Genomic DNA, 18621 nt, shown 5'->3' on the forward strand with positions numbered 1-18621 from the left:
AAGCTACAAGCCTGAAGCTGCAAGAATCATGATCGCAGGCAATTCGCGCACTGCTGTTAACTTGCGGCTTGAAACTTGCCGCTTGCAGCTACGTTTATTGCGGATTCGCCCGGGTGCTGGAGAGCAGCGATTTCAGGTTGGCAGCCTTGGGCTTGACCAGCCAGAAACGGCGCAGGTAGTCGTCCAGGTTTTCAGCCAGGTTACGACCCCACTCGCTGTCGGTTTCGGCGACATACTCGTTCAGCACGCTTTGCAGGTGAGTGCGATAAGCCTCCATCGCCTCGCCGCTGATGCGCTGAATCTCGACCAGCTCATGGTTGACCTGGTCAACGAAGGTGTTGTCCTGGTCGAGCACGTAAGCAAAACCGCCAGTCATGCCGGAACCGAAGTTGTAGCCGGTCTTGCCCAGCACACAAACGAAACCGCCGGTCATGTATTCGCAGCAGTGGTCGCCAGTGCCTTCCACGACTGCATGAGCACCCGAGTTACGCACAGCGAAACGCTCACCCGCAGTACCAGCGGCGAACAGCTTGCCGCCGGTCGCGCCGTACAGGCAGGTATTGCCCACGATGGCGCTTTCGTTGGTCTTGAACGGGCTGCCTTTAGGCGGAACGATCACCAGCTTGCCAGCGGTCATGCCCTTGCCGACGTAGTCGTTGGCATCGCCTTCCAGGTACATGTTCAGGCCACCGGCGTTCCACACACCGAAACTCTGCCCGGCAGTGCCTTTGAAACGGAAAGTGATCGGTGCCTTGTTCATGCCCTGGTTGCCGTGCAGCTTGGCGATTTCACCGGAAATCCGCGCGCCAATGGAACGGTCGCAGTTGCAGATATCCAGCTCGAACTCACCGCCACTCAGGGATTCGATAGCCGGCTTGGCCATCTCCACCATTTTCTCGGCCAGCAGGCCCTTGTCGAACGGCGGGTTGCGGTCCACAAGGCTGAACTGCGGCTTGTCGGCAGGCACGTGGTCGCTGCCCAGCAGAGGCGTCAGGTCCAGATGCTGCTGCTTCTCGGTTTCGCCCGGCAGGATGTCCAGCAGGTCGGTACGACCGATCAGTTCTTCCAGGGAACGCACGCCCAGCTTGGCGAGCCATTCACGGGTTTCTTCAGCCACGTACGTGAAGAAGTTGATCACCATATCGACGGTGCCGATGTAGTGGTCCTTGCGCAGTTTGTCGTTCTGGGTCGCTACGCCGGTGGCGCAGTTGTTCAGGTGGCAGATACGCAGGTATTTGCAGCCAAGAGCGATCATCGGCGCAGTACCGAAGCCGAAGCTTTCAGCACCGAGGATGGCGGCCTTGATCACGTCCAGACCGGTTTTCAGACCACCGTCGGTCTGTACCCGGACCTTACCGCGCAGGTCGTTGCCACGCAGGGTCTGGTGAGTCTCGGCCAGGCCAAGCTCCCACGGCGCACCGGCGTACTTGATCGAAGTCAGAGGCGAAGCGCCTGTGCCGCCGTCGTAGCCGGAAATGGTGATCAGGTCGGCATAGGCCTTGGCCACGCCAGCGGCGATAGTACCAACGCCTGCCTCTGCTACCAGCTTGACCGAAACCAGCGCCGACGGGTTGACCTGTTTCAGGTCGAAAATCAGCTGCGACAAGTCTTCGATGGAATAGATGTCGTGGTGCGGCGGAGGCGAGATCAGGGTCACGCCCGGTACGGCATAGCGCAGTTTGGCGATCAGGCCGTTGACCTTGCCGCCCGGCAGTTGCCCGCCTTCACCCGGCTTGGCGCCTTGAGCGACCTTGATCTGCAACACATCGGCATTGACCAGATATTCAGGCGTCACGCCGAAACGGCCAGTGGCGATCTGCTTGATCTTGGAGCTGCGGATGGTGCCGTAGCGCGACGGATCTTCGCCGCCCTCACCGGAGTTGGAGCGAGCGCCCAGGCGGTTCATCGCCTCGGCAAGTGCTTCGTGAGCTTCCGGCGACAGCGCGCCGAGGGAAATCCCGGCAGAGTCGAAACGCTTGAGGATATCGCTCAGCGGCTCGACTTCGTCGATGCTCAGCGGCTGGTCGAGGGTCTTGACCTGGAACAGGTCGCGAATCATCGACACCGGACGCTTGTCCACCAGCGTGGTGTATTCCTTGAACTTGCTGTAGTCGCCCTGCTGCACGGCAGCTTGCAGGGTACTGACCACGTCCGGGTTGTAGGCGTGGTACTCGCCACCGAATACGAACTTGAGCAGGCCACCTTGCTGAATCGGCTTGCGCGGACTCCAGGCTTCGGCAGCCAGAGCCTTCTGTTCGGCTTCGATATCGACAAAACGGGCGCCTTTCAGGCGGCTCGGTACGCCACGGAAACTGACGTCGCAGACTTCCTCGGACAGGCCGATGGCCTCGAACAGTTGCGCGCCACGGTAGGACGCAACGGTGGAGATACCCATCTTCGACAGAATCTTGAGCAGGCCCTTGGTGATGCCTTTGCGGTAGTTCTTGAAGACTTCGTAAAGGTCACCCAGCACTTCACCGGTACGGATCAGGTCGCCCAGCACTTCATAGGCCAGGAACGGATAGACCGCCGAAGCACCGAAACCGATCAGCACGGCGAAGTGGTGCGGGTCACGGGCCGTCGCGGTTTCGACCAGGATGTTACTGTCGCAACGCAGCCCTTTTTCGGTCAGACGGTGGTGAACCGCGCCGACCGCCAGGGAAGCGTGAGCAGGCAGTTTGCCTGGAGCGATATGACGGTCGCTCAGCACCAGCAGTGTGCGACCGGCACGTACGGCCTCTTCAGCCTGATCGGCGATGTTGCGAATCGCCGCTTCCAGACCGATGTTTTCGTCGTAGTTCAGGTCGATGATGTGACGCTCGAAGCCTGGACGCTCCAGGTTCATCAGCGAACGCCACTTGGCCGGGGAAATGACCGGCGAGCTGAGGATCACACGCGAGGCATGCTCAGGCGATTCCTGGAAGATGTTGCGCTCGGCACCGAGGCAGATTTCCAGCGACATGACGATGGCTTCACGCAGCGGGTCGATCGGCGGGTTGGTCACCTGCGCGAACTGCTGGCGGAAGTAGTCGAATGGCGAACGCACACGACGCGACAGCACTGCCATTGGCGTGTCGTCACCCATGGAGCCGACCGCTTCCTGGCCCTGCTCGCCCAGTGGGCGCAGTACCTGATCACGCTCTTCAAACGTGACCTGATACATCTTCATGTATTGCTTGAGCTGGTCACTGTTATAGAAAGCCGAACCGTGGTCGTTGTCTTCCATGGTCGCCTGAATGCGCAGAGCGTTCTTGCGCAGCCATTGCTTGTACGGATGACGCGACTTCAAGCGGTTGTCGATGGCGTCGGTGTTGAGGATCTGACCGGTTTCGGTATCCACCGCGAAAATCTGCCCTGGACCGACACGGCCCTTGGCAATGACGTCTTCAGGCTTGTAGTCCCATACGCCGATTTCCGACGCCAGGGTGATGTAGCCGTTCTTGGTCGTGACCCAGCGCGCCGGGCGCAGACCGTTACGGTCGAGCAGACAGACCGCATGGCGACCTTCGGTCATCACGACGCCGGCCGGACCATCCCACGGCTCCATGTGCATGGAGTTGTACTCATAGAACGCCCGCAGATCGGGGTCCATGGTTTCGACGTTCTGCCACGCTGGCGGAATGATCATCCGCACACCACGGAACAGGTCGATACCACCGGTGACCATCAGTTCAAGCATGTTGTCCATGCTCGACGAGTCGGAACCGACACGGTTGACCAGCGGGCCGAGTTCTTCCAGATCCATCAGATCGTTGGTGAACTTGGTGCGACGCGCCTGTGCCCAGTTACGGTTGCCGGTGATAGTGTTGATCTCGCCGTTGTGGGCGAGGAAGCGGAACGGCTGCGCCAGCGGCCATTTCGGCAGGGTGTTGGTCGAGAAGCGCTGGTGGAACACGCAGATCGCGGTTTGCAGGCGCTCGTCGCTCAGGTCCGGGAAGAATGCCGTCAGGTCGCGCGGCATCATCAGACCTTTATAGATGATGGTCTTGTGCGAAAAGCTGCAGACGTAATGGTCGGCATCAGCGGCGTTGGCCACCGACGAACGGCGACGCGCACTGAACAGCTTGATAGCGAATTCCTGATCGCTCAGGCCTTCACCACCGATGAATACCTGTTCGATCTTGGGCAGACGTTCGAGAGCGAGACGGCCCAATACGCTGGTATCGACCGGCACCTGGCGCCAGCCGACCAGAGTCAGGCCTTCGGCGAGGATTTCGCGATTCATGTTCTCGCGAGCGATATCGGCCTTGGCGTCGTCCTGATTGAGGAACACCATGCCCACGGCATATTGGCGGGGCAGATCGGCCCCAAAGTGATCCTTGGCGACAGCGCGCAGGAATGCATCGGGCTTCTGAATCAACAGACCACAACCGTCACCGGTCTTGCCGTCGGCGTTGATACCGCCACGGTGGGTCATGCAGGTCAGGGCCTGGATAGCCGTCTGCAACAGGTGATGACTGGGCTCGCCCTGCATATGAGCGATCAGGCCAAAGCCACAGTTATCCTTGAATTCATCTGGTTGGTATAGACCTGCTTTCATAGACACTTTCTCACCAGGCTGCCTCTATGCGAGGCATATTTCTTTTCAATTCAATCAATTACCTGTCACGTCGAACGTACGCCGACTTTGGAGAGGCAAAACGGAGGTCATTGTACACAGCGACACAAAGGCCCACAAATTTAACGGCGAAAAGCCGAAAATTAATGTCGCATTTATGAAGGTTTTATAGGCGGACACCGTGCTAGTCAAAGTATTTTTCAATATTCTGACCGAAGCGACCGAAACGTCATGGCGTTTGTAACGCAGACACCGCAAGGCGCGCCGCCCAAAAACGGCGCGTCCAGGCAGGTAAAATCAGGGTTGCCGGGTGAGCGGCCTGGATAAGGCCGCTGCGACTTCAGCGAGTGGCGCCCAGCTCCTGTTGGATGCTGGCGACAGTACGGGGCCAAGGTTTACCAGCCTGAACCTTGGCTGGCAAGACTTTGATGGCTGCAAGGGCAGCAGCGCGGTCTGCAAAATTACCGTATGTCACTACATACAGGGGCTTGCCCTGCAATGTTTTCTTGAAGTACCGGTACTCGCCACCTTGCTCGGCAACATAGGCCTGGGCTGTCGCTTCCGAGCTGGTGCCCAGGATCTGCACGACATAATGCCCCGGCGCCTGACCGCTGTACCAGTTGCCGCCAGCAGCCGGTTTGGCAGCGGCAGCGGCTGGTTTTTCAGCAGGCTTGGCAGCAGGAGCAGCCGGTGCCGGCTTGGCCGTTGCGACCTGAGTCGGCGCTGCGGCTGGCGCAGGAGCAGGCGTAGGCCTGGCTGCCGGTGCCACAGGCGTTGCAGCCGCAGGAGCCGGAATGGAAGAACGAGGCACCGCACCGGCCTGTGCGCCCGCAGGAGGCGCAGTAGTGGTGACAGTGGCAGGCTGGGCTGGCGAGCCCATTGGCACTGCATCCTCGTCGCTGTCACCGGCACCTGCCGCTTCGGCCAGAGGGCCGCGCATCACAGGCTGCGAATTACCCACCAACGGCAGAGGCATCGGCTGCGAGTTACCTGCGAACTCGATTGCCGGACCACCATTATTGGATTGTTGATTCGCTGGCGTGCCCTGTCCCAGCGGCAATTGCGCCTGGGCCGGAGCATTGGCTGGCGCGGCAGCCTTGTCGCCACGGCCAGGGATCAGCACTGCGGCTGCCACTGCGACCACGACAACTGCGCCCAGGGCCAGTACGTGTTTTTTCGGCATGTTGAACCCCACACTTGGGCGTTTGACCGCAGTACGACTAGCGATCATCGCCTCGATCATTGAATCGCGGGCAACCTGGTTGATATTCCCAGGCCAGCCATCGGACTGCTCATGGATATCGGTAATCTGCTCGGCAGTGAACAACGCGATTCCTTGCCCTGCACCTTCCAGACGTTGAGCCAGATATTCCCGGGTTTCTTCTTCGGTATAAGGTTGCAACTCAATGACATGAAAGCGCTCGCCTTCGACATCACCCTGCAGGTCGGCGCACAGTTGATCGAGACGGTCGATCAGCGACGACTCGCCAAACAGGAACACATGCGGACGCCCTTCCGGCGTACCTGCGGCCAGACCCAGCAACGCTTCGAGCGCCGAATCGCCAAGTTGTTCCGCATCGTCGACCAGCAAATAGACTTCCTGACCGGTCAGCGCGAGTTGCACGACCTGCGCCAGAATCGCCTGCATTTCGGCCTGGGCGACAATCAGCGCCTGCGCGACCTGCTGCAGTACGCCTGCCGCATCACTGGCGCCACGCGCCGAAATGACCACGCTCTGCACTGACTGCTTGTTGGTGCTGGCCACCAGAGCCTGACGCAGCAAGGTCTTGCCACTGCCCTGAGGGCCGGTCACTGCAAGCAGCAACTGGCTATAGCGGGCCAGATGATGGAGCTGACCCAGCACCGACTTGCGCTGGGCAGGGAAAAACTTGAAGCCAGGTACCCGCGCTGCAAAGGGGTCATGACTCAACTGATAATGGCCGAGGAAAGCCTCGTCGGCATGCAAACTAGTCATGGGTTTTCCGTTAACCTCTAAGCTGATCCACCAGGGCGCGGTAATCCGCAACCAAAGTGGCCTGTAGTACTTCTTTTGGATAATCGTCCGTGATAACCGCTTCACCCATCTGACGCAGAAGCACCAGACGCAGGCGACCATCGATCACTTTCTTGTCGATCGCCATGTGTTCAAGGAAATCGCTTTCCGTCATGTCCTGCGGCGGCACAACCGGCAAACCGGCACGCTGGAACAGGCGAATACCGCGATCGCGCTCCTGGGTAGTGATCCAGCCAAGACGCGAAGACATTTCCAGGGCCATGACCGTACCGGCGGCAACCGCCTCGCCATGCAGCCAGACACCATAGCCCATATGCGTTTCGATAGCGTGGCCGAAAGTGTGACCCAGGTTCAAGGTTGCCCTTACACCGGACTCGCGCTCATCGGCACCGACCACCAGCGCCTTGGCGGCGCACGAACGCTCGATGGCGATGGTAAGGGCTTTCTGGTCAAGACCACGCAACCGGTCGACATGATCTTCCAGCCAGGTCAGGAAGGGCTCGTCGCAGATCAGGCCGTACTTGATGACTTCAGCCAGCCCCGCGGACAGTTCACGCTCGGGCAGGGTGTTGAGGGTGGTGGTATCGATCAGCACGACGCCCGGCTGATAGAAAGCGCCCACCATGTTCTTGCCCAGCGGGTGGTTGATGCCGGTCTTGCCACCCACCGACGAATCCACCTGGGACAGCAGGGTGGTCGGGATCTGGATGAAGTTCACGCCACGTTGATAGCAGGCGGCAGCGAACCCGGCCATGTCGCCGATCACACCGCCACCGAGGGCGATCACTGTCGTGCGGCGATCATGCCGTGCCGTGAGCAGGCCATCGAAGATGGTTTGCAGGGTTTCCCAGTTCTTGAACGCCTCGCCATCGGGAAGCACCACCGACACAACGTTGTAGCCCACCAGGGTCCGCGTCAATCGCTCGAGATAAAGAGGAGCCACCGTGGTATTGGAGACGATAGCTACCTGCCGCCCGACGATATGCGGGATCAGAAGCTCCGGCTTGTCCAGAAGGCCTTCGCCAATATGAATCGGGTAGCTACGCTCACCAAGCTCGACCTTAAGTGTCTGCATGTGTCCCCACATTGATTACCGATTGGGCATTGCGCATGTTTTTTCGTGCGCCAGGACAGCAAATGGCTGTCGCTGTTTTGATGGTCGCCGAGGATAGCGCATTTTCGTCTGCGCTTTAACGGGGAGGAAGCTCTGCCAGGCGGGCAAGTATGTCAAGAACGACCATACGAGGTGGCCGTTCATCGGTTTCAACCACCAGATCGGCGATTTCCCGATACAGCGGGTCACGAATGGCCAGCAACTCGCCCAACACACGAGCAGGATCGGCGGTGCGCAACAATGGGCGATTACGGTCACGTGCGGTGCGTCCGACCTGCTGCTCGACCGATGCATGCAGATACACCACGCGCCCACCGGCATGCAGTGCCTGACGGTTTTCGCTGCGCATGACGGCTCCGCCGCCCGTCGCCAGAACGACGCCATCGGCTTCACACAACTCCGCAATCATCGCCTGCTCGCGGTCACGAAAACCCGGTTCGCCTTCCTTGTCGAAAATCCACGGAATATTTGCACCCGAGCGCAGCTCGATTTCCTTGTCGGAATCCTTGAACGGTAGACGCAGCTCTTTGGCAAGCAAACGGCCGATGGTGCTTTTACCAGCCCCCATCGGCCCTACAAGTATTAAATTTCGCACAGAATCAACGACTCACAGCAATCGCCTGGTTGTTCATGATACGCGGAGTCAGAAATACCAACAGCTCGGATTTCGCTTCTGACACCGTATCTCGACGGAAAAGGCGGCCAAGATACGGTACATCGCCAAGAAATGGCACTTTCTCTACAACTTTACTTTGCGTATTGGAGAACACGCCACCGATCACGATGGTCTCGCCATCGGAAACCAGCACCTTGGCGTTGACCTCGTTTTTCCTGATCGGAGGCACGCCGAGCACCGCATTGAGGTAATCCGGCTCATCCTTGGTGACCTTGACCTCCATGATGATGCGGTTATCCGGCGTGATCTGCGGTGTCACCTCCAGCGACAGGGACGCCTCCTTGAAACTCACGGTTGTCGCGCCGCTGGAGCTGGATTCCTGGTAAGGGATTTCCGTACCCTTGAGGATCTTGGCGGTTTCCTTGTCGGAAGTGACCACCTTCGGCTGAGAGACGATTTCACCGTTGCCGGTCTTCTCCATCGCGCTCAGTTCAAGATCGAGCAAGGTGTTGTTGGTGACGAAGGCGATCCCGATACCGGAGGTCGCATCGGCAGCGCCCAGGTCGACGAACGGCGTGTTGGCACTCAGGTCAGAGCCGGTATTGCCCGCTTCGTCGCCGTTATCGTCCAGGCCGTAGGTATTCCAGTTGCCGCTGCCGACCTTGGTTCCACCCCAACGCACACCCAGCGCCTTGTCATAATCGACGTTGGCCTCAACGATGCGTGCTTCGATCATTACCTGACGCACAGGAATATCCAGTTGAGACACGATACGGCGCAGTTCGTCGAGCCGGTCCTGGGTCTGGTAGGCAATGATGTTGTTGGTGCGCTCATCCACAGTGATCGAACCACGCTCGTCGGCTTTCGACTCGACGCTGGTCACTGACTGGAACAGCTTGGCGATATCCGCCGCCTTGGCGTAGTTGACCTGCAAAAGCTCGCGACGCAACGGCGCCAGCTCGGAAATCTGCTTGAGGGATTCCAGCTCCTGACGCTCACGGGCGGCAATCTCATCGGCTGGCGCAACCAGAAGAACACTGCCGACCTTGCGCTTGTCCAGCCCCTTGGTCTTGAGCACCAGATCCAGCGCCTGATCCCACGGCACGTTCTGCAAGCGCAGGGTAATACCGCCCTGAACCGTGTCGCTGGCCACCAGATTCAGGTTGGTGAAGTCGGCAATCAATTGCAGCACCGAGCGCACATCGATGTCCTGGAAGTTCAGCGACAGCTTTTCACCGGTGTAGACCGGTTTGTCGGCGGCACGGCGATCCAGGTCTTCATTGGTCAGAGGGCGCACGCTGATGGTCAGCTTGTTTTCGGTCTGGTAGGCCGAGTAATCGAAGGCTCCCGAAGGCTCGATGCTGATACTCGCCTTGTCGCCGGAAGTCGTGGCACTCACGAACTGCACAGGCGTGGCGAAATCCTTGACGTCCAGCCTGACCCGCAACGGCTCAGGCAACTGGGTCTTGGCGAAGTCGACACGAATCTTGCCGCCCTGCTCCTGGATATCAGGAGAAATGCCCGGGCTGCTCAGATCGATGACCACATTGCCTTCGCCCAGCTCACCACGCTGGAAGTCGATATTCTTGATGGCTTTCACGCCAGCCGGCACGTAAGGCCGGGCGGGTGCCGGAGCGGGTGCCGGGACCGCGACTCGCGGTGTTCCCATGGCCGTGCTCGGCTGGGAGGACTGCGCAGCGGCAGCGCCCTGGCCGACGACCACGAACAGGTTGTTGCCTTCGACACGCGAACTGTAGGGCGACAGCGTCGTCATGTTGATGATGACGCGCGTACGATCCTGGGCCTGAACCACCACGACACTGCGCGCATTGCCCGATCCCAGATCACGACTCTTGGTAGCCAACTGACTGGTCACACCCGGCAGATCCAGCGCGATGCGTGCTGGCTGCTCGGTGGTATAGCCGCGCGGCGCAGGAACCGGAGAATCGAAGGAAAGCTTCAGTTCGATCCGGTCACCCGGCAAGGCTGCGACATCCAGCGTTTTGAGATTGGCTGCCTGGAGAACCGGCGAAAGCATCGCTATCCCTAGCGAAACGCCGATAATCGAGAGAATCCTGATCATGATGAATTTCCGTTGTGCGGTGTTATGCATGCTTGGCCTTGCCCACTTCATGAGCGTTCTTTGAGGGAAATACTGCGTGGCCTTTCAAGCCAGGCCCCCTCTCCATCAGGAACTATTTCAATGACATCGACCTGCGCATCGCTGACCGACACAATCCGGCCGTTATTGCGGCCCAGATAATCGCCCACTTTCACGCGATGAACGCCTCCGGCGCCGCGCAACAAGGCGAATGTACCCGATTCGTTGCCAATGGTTCCGACCATCTCGAACGATTCGATATTGAACCCCTCAAGAAACTGTTTGACCCGCGTCTCATCAGGCTTGACCAGCCGCGAGCCTTTCTGGCGATTGAGCAGGTCGATCTTCACCGGAGGCTGGAACGGACTGCGCAGATTGGCCGCGTTATAAGTAAAGGTTTCATAGGGCCGGAACTTGGGCAATGGATCGATATTGCCTGAAGGACGCGCCTTGACCTCATTGACGAAGGTGCTGAGGTCCGCGAACTCCTGATCGTTATCACAGCCGGCGAGCCCCATCACAAGCATACTGACGCACAACAGTCGCGCCGCCCTCATTTCTTCAGCCCTTCATCGTTGTAGCGGTAAGTCTTGGCCAGAATGTTCATGCGCAGCTTGGTCTGGGATTTCGGATCGACCGGCTTTATCTCAAAATCATGCAGCGTCACGATACGCGGCAGGCTGGCAACGCCACTGACGAACGTCGCAAGGTCGTGATAGCCGCCCACGACAGTGATCTGAATCGGCAATTCGATGTAGAACTGCTGGACAACCTCGGGCAACAGCTTGATTTCCTCGAACTCCAGACCGCTTCCAAGACCTGTGCGCGTAATGTCTTCGAGCAGACCCGGCACTTCGGTATCGCTGGGCAATTGCCGCAACAACGCACCGAAGGTGTTCTCCATCTCCGTCATCTGCTTCTTGTAAGGTTCCAGATTCGCAGCCTGGAAGGCCTTGGTCGACACCTGTTCGCGCAGCATCAGCTCGTTGGCCTGAGCCACTTCGAGCCGGGTTTCCAGCTCCTGGATGAAAAAGAAATAACCCAGCGCAAACACCAGCAGCATCACCAATACACCGGAGATAGCCTTGACTGCGGCAGGCCAGGAGCCCAGGTTGTTGAGGTCCAGATCGTTGATGTCGACCTTGCGAAGCCCTTCCAGCCATTCGGAAAAATTCATGGCTTGGCTCCTTCAACAACGACAGCAGCAGGCTGGGTCTGACGCACGGTCAACTGAAAGACGTTGGCCTGATCCACCGCGCCGGCCGTGGTCGCCTTGACCTCGGTCAGGCTTGGCGACTCCAGCCAGTCGGAAGCGTCCAGGTTACGCATCAGGTCCGAAACCCGGTTGTTCGACTCGGCAGCTCCGCTGATCGAAATCAATTTGTCGGTCATTTTGACATCTGAAAAATAAACGCCATCCGGCAAGGTCCGCGCCAGTTGATCGAACATCCGGCCAATGATCGGGCGATTGCCCTGCAAGTCCTGAATGATCTTCATCCGCTCCAGCAACTGTTTGCGCCGGGCTTTCAGGTCGCTGATTTCCTTGATGCGGATATCGAGCTGGGCAATTTCCTTCTGGATGAATGCGTTACGCGACTCCTGATAGGTGATCGAATTACTGACGTAACGATCAATCAGAAACAGGGTACCTACCGAGAAAACCAGCACACCGACCAGCGCGGTCAGGAAGCGTTTCTTGCGCTCTTCGCGAAGCTCTTCACGCCACGGTAAAAGGTTGATCCGTGCCATTAGTCGAAGCTCCTCAAGGCCAGACCGCAGGCGATCATCAAGGCAGGAGCATCACTGGCCAGGGCACCGGCGTTGACCTTGGAACTCAGAGCCATGTCGGCAAAAGGGTTGGCGACCATGGTCGGTGTCCCAAGACGTTTCTGGATCAAATGTTCAAGCCCTGGAATGGAAGCCGTACCGCCTGCCAACATGATGTAATCCACGGTGTTGTACTGACCGGCAGCAAAGAAAAACTGCAGCGAGCGCGAAACCTGCTGCACCAGGGCATCCTTGAAAGGGTTCAACACTTCACTGACGTAATCGTCGGACAGCCCGCCCTGCTTCTTCGCAAGACCCGCCTCTTCCATGGACAGGCCATAGCGACGCTGGATTTCCTCAGTCAGTTGCCGACCGCCGAACAGTTGCTCGCGTGTATAGATGATACGCCCGTGATGCAGGACGCTGAGGGTGGTCATGGTCGCGCCGATGTCCACCACGGCCACCGTCAGTTGATCGTGACCATTGCCCAGTTGTGCAGACAGCAGACCGAAAGAACGCTCCAGCGCATAAGCCTCTACATCGACGACACGGGCCGTCAGCCCGGCCAGCGCCAATGCAGCCTCACGCACTTCCACGTTTTCCTTTCGGCAGGCAGCCAGAAGCACTTCGACACGCTCGGGGTTGCGCGCCGAATAGCCCTGGACTTCAAAATCGATGGCGACTTCTTCGAGGGGGTAAGGAATGTACTGGTCAGCTTCAAGCTTGAGCTGGTTTTCCATATCGTCATCGGACAGACCGGCGTCCATCTCGATGGTCTTGGTGATGACCGCCGATCCTGCAACGGCGACCGCCACTATTTTGGCGCTCGTCTTGGCCTTGACCAGCACACGAGACAACGCATGGCCGACACCTTCAAGTTCGGCAATGTTCTTTTCGACTACGGCATTGGCCGGCAGCGGTTCGACCGCATAAGACTCGACCTTGTAACGAGTGCCGGAACGACTCAACTCAAGGAGTTTTACCGAGGTAGAGCTAATATCGATCCCTAGAAGGGTGTTGGCCTTCTTACCGAAGAGTTCGAACACAACCTGATTCCTATGAGTTTTCCGCCACTTACGGAGTAATTTTTGGTCAACGTCACTGTCAACAGCCTTGACAGTAGCGCAAATCACGCTTGGAGACGAAAAATGCTTATAATGCCCAGCGGTTTTTTCGTTTAACAAAGCTTCAAGGCGTGTTCATTTGTAAATGCCTGTGCTTAACCCATTCTTTTTCGTGGAAATCCAAAAGCCTTGATACGCTTGTTGAAGTTTCTCTGGTGGTCTCTCGTTGCAGTGTTCTGCAGCCTGCTGCTCGGTCTGAGCGGCGCATTCCTTTATCTGAGCCCGAATCTGCCTTCTGTCGAAGCGCTGAGAAGCATTCAGCTGCAAATCCCCCTGCGCGTCTACAGCAGCGACGGCAAGCTGATCGCGGAGTTTGGCGAGATGCGCCGTACCCCAATCCGCTTTGCCGAAATCCCGCCCAACTTCATCAACGCCCTGCTGTCGGCCGAAGACGACAACTTCGCCAATCACTACGGCGTCGACCCAAGCAGCCTGATGCGTGCCGCTACCCAACTTGTAAAAAGCGGCCATATTCAATCAGGCGGCAGCACCATCACAATGCAGGTCGCGAAAAACTTTTTCCTGACCAGCGAAAGAAGCTTTTCACGTAAAACCACCGAAATTCTTCTTGCCTTGCAAATCGAGCGCCAACTGACCAAGGATGAAATCCTTGAGCTGTACGTCAACAAGATTTATCTGGGCAACCGCGCCTATGGCATCGAAGCAGCGGCGCAAGTCTACTATGGCAAATCGATTCGCGATGTAAGCCTTGCGCAAATGGCCATGATTGCCGGCTTGCCCAAGGCTCCGTCACGCTTTAACCCGCTGGCCAACCCGGCCCGCGCCAAGGAACGTCGCGACTGGATTCTCGGGCGCATGTACCGCCTGGGCAAAATTGACCAGAACGCTTACCAGACGGCCTTGAACGAGCCGATCAACGCCAGCTACCACGTTCCGACGCCGGAAGTTTACGCGCCTTACATCGCCGAAATGGCCCGCGCCGAGATGGTCGGCCGTTACGGCAGCGAAGCCTATACCGAAGGCTTCCGCGTCACCACTACTGTTCCAAGCGACCTTCAGGAACATGCCAACACAGCCGTGCAGCAAGGCCTGATCGAATACGACCAGCGCCATGGCTATCGCGGGCCGGAAAGCCGCTTCCCGGGCATGACACATGCCGGCTGGGCTCAGGAACTGACCAAGCAACGCACGATCAACGGCCTGGAGCCTGCAATCGTCACGCAGATCGACAAGAACGGCATCCGCGTCCTGACCCGCAATGGCGAGAAAGAAGAAAGCGTCGACTGGAGCAGCATGAAATGGGCTCGCCCTTACCTGAACACCAACAGCCTGGGGGCAAATCCGCGCCAACCTGCTGACGTTGCTCATGTGGGTGATCTGGTTCGCCTGCTGCGTCAGGCAGACGGCTCGCTGAAATTCAGTCAAATTCCCGCCGCACAGAGCGCGCTGGTTTCACTGGACCCGCAAAACGGTGCCATTCGCGCCCTGGTCGGTGGCTTCGCGTTCGAGCAAAGCAATTACAACCGTGCCATGCAGGCCAAGCGTCAGCCGGGCTCCAGCTTCAAGCCTTTCATCTACAGTGCAGCGCTGGACAACGGCTACACCGCCTCCAGCCTGGTGAACGATGCACCGATCGTGTTCGTCGACGAGTATCTGGACAAGGTCTGGCGCCCGAAGAACGATACCAACACCTTCCTTGGCCCGATCAGGCTGCGTGAAGCGCTCTACAAGTCGCGCAACCTGGTTTCGATCCGCCTGTTGCAGGCCTTGGGCATCGACAGCACGATCGACTACATCACCCGCTTCGGGTTCGCCAAGCAGGATCTGCCACGCAACCTGTCGCTGGCACTGGGCACGGCAACCCTGACGCCGATGGAGATCGCCACCGGCTGGAGCACATTTGCCAACGGCGGCTACAAGGTCAGCCCGTACCTGATCCAGAAGATCGAGAACCGTGACGGCCAGACACTGTTCGTGGCCAATCCGGCCAGCGTACCGGCCAACGATGCCAAGACAGCACCTGACACCTCGACATTCGCGGTACACGACAGCCCGATTGACACTGCCTCACCGACTTCACCTGCCGAACCTCAGGCGCCAGTCGTTGCAGAACGCATTGTCGACGGCCGCACCACTTACATCCTCAACAGCATGTTGCAGGACGTGATCAAACGCGGCACCGGGCGGCGCGCCCTGTCCATGAACCGGCCGGATATCGCGGGCAAGACCGGTACGACCAACGAATCCAAGGATGCGTGGTTCTCCGGCTATAACGCAGATTACGTGACGACAGTCTGGACAGGCTTCGACCAGCCGGAAAGCCTCGGGCGCCACGAGTTTGGCGGCACGGTCGCCTTGCCGATCTGGATGGATTACATGAGCGCCGCGCTCAAGGACAAGGCACCTCACCAACAGGCTGAACCGGATGGAATCCTGAGCCTGCGGGTTGATCCTGTAAGCGGCCGCGCAGCAACCCCAAGCACGCCCAATGCATTCTTCGAGCTGTTCAAGAGCGAAGACACGCCTCCAAGCGTGAACGAACTGGGCGGCAGCGTACCGGGCAGCCCGCTGCCAGCAGACGAATCGGCACCGATCGATTTGTTCTAAAGATAGCTGGAAGCGGCAAGCTTTAAGCGGCAAGCAAGAGCAGTTGCGCGCTCTTCTCTTGCAGCTTGCAGCTTGAATCTTCCCCATAAAAAAACCGGCCCAAAGGCCGGTTTTTTTATGGGCTGCTGTTAACCCTTAAACACATCATCCACGCTGGTCAGCGGGTAGTGCTTCGGATACGGCAGGGTAGCAACGCCGCTTTCGATAGCAGCCTTGGCCACTGCGTCGGAGATCAGGCCCAGCAGGCGAGCGTCCATTGGTTTCGGAATGATGTACTCACGACCGAATTCCAGCTTGATGCCGCCGTAGGCGTCGCTGACTTCCTGAGGGACAGGCAGCTTGGCCAGTTCGCGCAGGGCGTTGGCAGCAGCGATTTTCATTTCTTCGTTGATGCGCTTGGCGCGAACGTCCAGAGCACCACGGAAGATGAACGGGAAGCCCAGCACGTTGTTGACCTGGTTCGGGTAGTCGGAACGACCGGTCGCCATGATCACGTCGTCACGGGTAGCGTGAGCCAGCTCTGGGGAGATTTCCGGATCAGGGTTCGAGCAAGCGAACACGATCGGGTCTTTGGCCATCAGCTTCAGGTTTTCAGCGCTCAGCAGGTTAGGGCCGGACAAGCCAACGAAAACGTCAGCGCCGTCCAGAGCTTCGCTCAGGGTACGCTTCTCGGTTGCGTGAGCGAAAACAGCCTTGTACTGGTTCAGGTCGGTACGGCCGGAGTGAACCACGCCAGTACGGTCAACCATGAAGATGTTCTCGATCTTCGCGCCCATGCTCACCAGCAGCTTCATGCAGGAGATGGCCGCTGCACCAGCGCCCAGGCAGACGATCTTGGCGGTGTCGAGGCTTTTGCCGACGATTTCCAGAGCGTTGATCATGCCCGCGGCGGTCACGATAGCGGTGCCGTGCTGGTCATCGTGGAAAACCGGGATGTCGCATTGTTCGATCAGAGCCTTTTCGATTTCAAAGCACTCAGGTGCCTTGATGTCTTCCAGGTTGATGCCACCGAAGGTGATGGAGATGCGCTTTACGGTGTCGATGAAAGCTTGCGGGCTTTCGGAGTCGACTTCGATATCGAAAACGTCGATACCGGCGAAACGCTTGAACAGAACCCCTTTACCTTCCATGACCGGCTTGGAAGCCAATGGACCCAGATCGCCGAGGCCGAGAATCGCGGTGCCATCGGAAATAACTGCTACCAGGTTGCCTTTGCCGGTGTACTTGTAGGCAAGCTCGGGATCACGGGCAATTTCACGCACAGGTTCAGCAACACCAGGGCTGTAGGCCAGGGACAGGTCACGAGCAGTTGCGGTCGGCTTGGTGAGTTCGACGCTCAATTTACCAGGACGTGGATTGGCATGGTATTCGAGCGCGGCAGTTTTCAGATCTGACATTTAGGGATTCCGCTTTTTTTACTGTGGGACAGACGGACCGCCGAGGATACGCAAGATGCATAGTCCTAACAAGACTGACCAGTCACTGCTGTCAATAGGCGCGGGTATAGACTTTACGCTTAGAGCCTTGGAATACAAAACCCGGACCGCTCATCAGCAAGATGCCCGCGTCAGGGCTTTGATGACTAACGGTTCGACAGGCTCAGCATGGCAGGATGAGTAATCGGCATCATCCAGCGTGCCTGCCCTGACTCTAGACCACCGCGCCGGGAACGATCCACCACCCAGCCACGCGCCTCGACCTGCTTGCCTTGCAGGCGTTCGAGCATCGCGCTGTCGAATTGCGAAAGCAGGTCGGGGGCGATGCGCAGCACCAGCGAACCCTGCAACTCGAGCCAGACACCGCCGCGGTTGCTCTGTACGCTGCGAACCTGCCCGGAAATCAGGGCAAAGCCGCCTTTGTCGATCTGCCCGGGGGACTGGACCGGCGAACTGCGCCACACGCCCAACCCGGCCTGACGTGCCTTGAGTTCCGCGCCCTTCTGGCAGTCGACCAGCGCCACGTTGGGCGCAACTGCCACCAGATAACCCAGCCCTTCGCTCAGCATCTGCGCCTCAAGGTTGGCGCCATTGCGGCCATAGACATTGGCCAGCATACGGCCGTAATGATCTTCGGCCTGCTGACCGACCCGCAGACTGACCTGACCGCCGCTCTCATCCACCAGAACCTGCAAACGACGCTGTGCGGCCACGGCAAAAGGCTCGGCTGAGCGGCCGCTCTTGCCGGTTTCGGGGGTATTGAGGCCGATCATGCGTACATTGCGCCCATCGACAAGACGCAAGGTGTCGCCATCCACTACCCGTTGCACCTGGGCGACCGGCAACCCTTGAGGCGCCGGGCAGAAGGCCTGGGCAGCAGGTAGCCAGATCGCGGCCACAAAAAAGGCACCCACAAGGGGTGCCTTTTCAAGCTGCCTGGAGTAGCGCACACGCCAGCCCAGAGCGGCCAACATTACTTGGCTTTGGTTGCGCCGAACGCACCGAAACGCGACTTGAACTTGTCGACGCGGCCGCCAACGTCCAGAGTCTTTTGCTTACCGGTGTAGAACGGGTGGCACTCGTTGCAAACGTCCAGGCTCAGAGGCTGGGCGAGAGTCGAACGGGTTTTGATGACATTGCCGCAGCTGCAGGTTGCGTCAATGGCTTCGTAAACTGGATGGATATCTGCTTTCATGGGGTACTTCCTCGGTCTAGCGAGCCGCCACCCAACACTATTGTTGAATACCGCACGCAATTAGGCCGCGGATATTACCAGACAATCCATCTGACGCAAGCGAACCTTTAAACCGGTCGTCTGCTAAG

The 18621-nt window shown here is 58.5% G+C and carries 13 protein-coding genes; 1 reads left to right on the forward strand and 12 read right to left on the reverse strand.

Annotated features, from left to right (window positions below):
* Positions 1-94: 94 nt before the first annotated feature.
* From gltB to JL015_RS09735, 9 genes are all read right to left on the reverse strand, one after another.
* On the reverse strand, positions 95-4540 hold the full coding sequence (gltB, locus tag JL015_RS09695) for a glutamate synthase large subunit (RefSeq protein ID WP_201018316.1): 4446 nt from the start codon (positions 4538-4540) through the stop codon (positions 95-97).
* A 358-nt stretch (positions 4541-4898) separates the two neighbouring features.
* Entirely contained in the window at positions 4899-6533 is a 1635-nt protein-coding gene (locus JL015_RS09700) for an AAA family ATPase (RefSeq protein WP_201018317.1), read from the reverse strand.
* A 10-nt stretch (positions 6534-6543) separates the two neighbouring features.
* On the reverse strand, positions 6544-7647 hold the full coding sequence (gene aroB / locus JL015_RS09705) for a 3-dehydroquinate synthase (protein WP_201001476.1): 1104 nt from the start codon (positions 7645-7647) through the stop codon (positions 6544-6546).
* Positions 7648-7762: 115 nt separating this feature from the next.
* Positions 7763-8281: a shikimate kinase AroK gene (gene aroK / locus JL015_RS09710; protein WP_095067284.1), complete on the reverse strand. Its 519-nt coding sequence runs from the start codon at positions 8279-8281 to the stop codon at positions 7763-7765.
* Positions 8282-8285: 4 nt separating this feature from the next.
* Positions 8286-10385 (reverse strand): type IV pilus secretin PilQ, encoded by a 2100-nt coding sequence (gene pilQ / locus JL015_RS09715; RefSeq protein ID WP_201018318.1) that lies wholly within the window; start codon positions 10383-10385, stop codon positions 8286-8288.
* A 47-nt stretch (positions 10386-10432) separates the two neighbouring features.
* Entirely contained in the window at positions 10433-10960 is a 528-nt protein-coding gene (pilP, locus tag JL015_RS09720) for a type 4a pilus biogenesis lipoprotein PilP (protein WP_201018319.1), read from the reverse strand.
* Positions 10957-11580 (reverse strand): type 4a pilus biogenesis protein PilO, encoded by a 624-nt coding sequence (gene pilO / locus JL015_RS09725; protein ID WP_201001472.1) that lies wholly within the window; start codon positions 11578-11580, stop codon positions 10957-10959. The genes pilP and pilO overlap by 4 nt, the downstream gene beginning before the upstream one ends.
* Positions 11577-12152: a PilN domain-containing protein gene (locus JL015_RS09730; RefSeq protein ID WP_201001471.1), complete on the reverse strand. Its 576-nt coding sequence runs from the start codon at positions 12150-12152 to the stop codon at positions 11577-11579. Before JL015_RS09730 ends, pilO begins: the two co-directional genes overlap by 4 nt.
* Positions 12152-13216 (reverse strand): pilus assembly protein PilM, encoded by a 1065-nt coding sequence (locus tag JL015_RS09735; RefSeq protein WP_201001470.1) that lies wholly within the window; start codon positions 13214-13216, stop codon positions 12152-12154. Before JL015_RS09735 ends, JL015_RS09730 begins: the two co-directional genes overlap by 1 nt.
* 210 nt (positions 13217-13426) lie before the next feature.
* Between JL015_RS09735 and JL015_RS09740 the strand changes: the two genes are divergently transcribed.
* Positions 13427-15862, forward strand: coding sequence for a penicillin-binding protein 1A (locus tag JL015_RS09740; RefSeq protein ID WP_374063407.1), 2436 nt, complete (start codon positions 13427-13429; stop codon positions 15860-15862).
* Positions 15863-15990: 128 nt separating this feature from the next.
* Here JL015_RS09740 and JL015_RS09745 read toward each other — a convergent pair whose 3' ends face one another.
* From JL015_RS09745 to rpmE, 3 genes are all read right to left on the reverse strand, one after another.
* On the reverse strand, positions 15991-17259 hold the full coding sequence (locus tag JL015_RS09745) for a malic enzyme-like NAD(P)-binding protein (protein WP_201001467.1): 1269 nt from the start codon (positions 17257-17259) through the stop codon (positions 15991-15993).
* A 185-nt stretch (positions 17260-17444) separates the two neighbouring features.
* The gene (locus JL015_RS09750) at positions 17445-18248 is read right to left on the reverse strand and encodes a thermonuclease family protein (RefSeq protein ID WP_201018373.1); all 804 of its coding nucleotides are present in this window, start codon (positions 18246-18248) and stop codon (positions 17445-17447) included.
* Positions 18249-18271: 23 nt separating this feature from the next.
* The gene (gene rpmE / locus JL015_RS09755) at positions 18272-18493 is read right to left on the reverse strand and encodes a 50S ribosomal protein L31 (RefSeq protein ID WP_025262296.1); all 222 of its coding nucleotides are present in this window, start codon (positions 18491-18493) and stop codon (positions 18272-18274) included.
* Positions 18494-18621 lie beyond the last annotated feature (128 nt).

It is taken from the genome of Pseudomonas cichorii, assembly GCF_015471405.1.
Classification (GTDB): Bacteria; Pseudomonadota; Gammaproteobacteria; order Pseudomonadales; family Pseudomonadaceae; genus Aquipseudomonas; species Aquipseudomonas serbiensis.

Excerpts from the sequence above, each read along its gene's own strand:
- gltB (WP_201018316.1), bottom strand. The coding sequence starts at position 4,540 with ATGAAAGCAGGTCTATACCAACCAGATGAATTCAAGGATAACTGTGGC.
- JL015_RS09700 (WP_201018317.1), bottom strand. The coding sequence starts at position 6,533 with ATGACTAGTTTGCATGCCGACGAGGCTTTCCTCGGCCATTATCAGTTG.
- aroB (WP_201001476.1), bottom strand. The coding sequence starts at position 7,647 with ATGCAGACACTTAAGGTCGAGCTTGGTGAGCGTAGCTACCCGATTCAT.
- pilQ (WP_201018318.1), bottom strand. The coding sequence starts at position 10,385 with ATGATCAGGATTCTCTCGATTATCGGCGTTTCGCTAGGGATAGCGATG.
- pilP (WP_201018319.1), bottom strand. The coding sequence starts at position 10,960 with ATGAGGGCGGCGCGACTGTTGTGCGTCAGTATGCTTGTGATGGGGCTC.
- pilO (WP_201001472.1), bottom strand. The coding sequence starts at position 11,580 with ATGAATTTTTCCGAATGGCTGGAAGGGCTTCGCAAGGTCGACATCAAC.
- JL015_RS09730 (WP_201001471.1), bottom strand. The coding sequence starts at position 12,152 with ATGGCACGGATCAACCTTTTACCGTGGCGTGAAGAGCTTCGCGAAGAG.
- JL015_RS09745 (WP_201001467.1), bottom strand. The coding sequence starts at position 17,259 with ATGTCAGATCTGAAAACTGCCGCGCTCGAATACCATGCCAATCCACGT.
- rpmE (WP_025262296.1), bottom strand. The coding sequence starts at position 18,493 with ATGAAAGCAGATATCCATCCAGTTTACGAAGCCATTGACGCAACCTGC.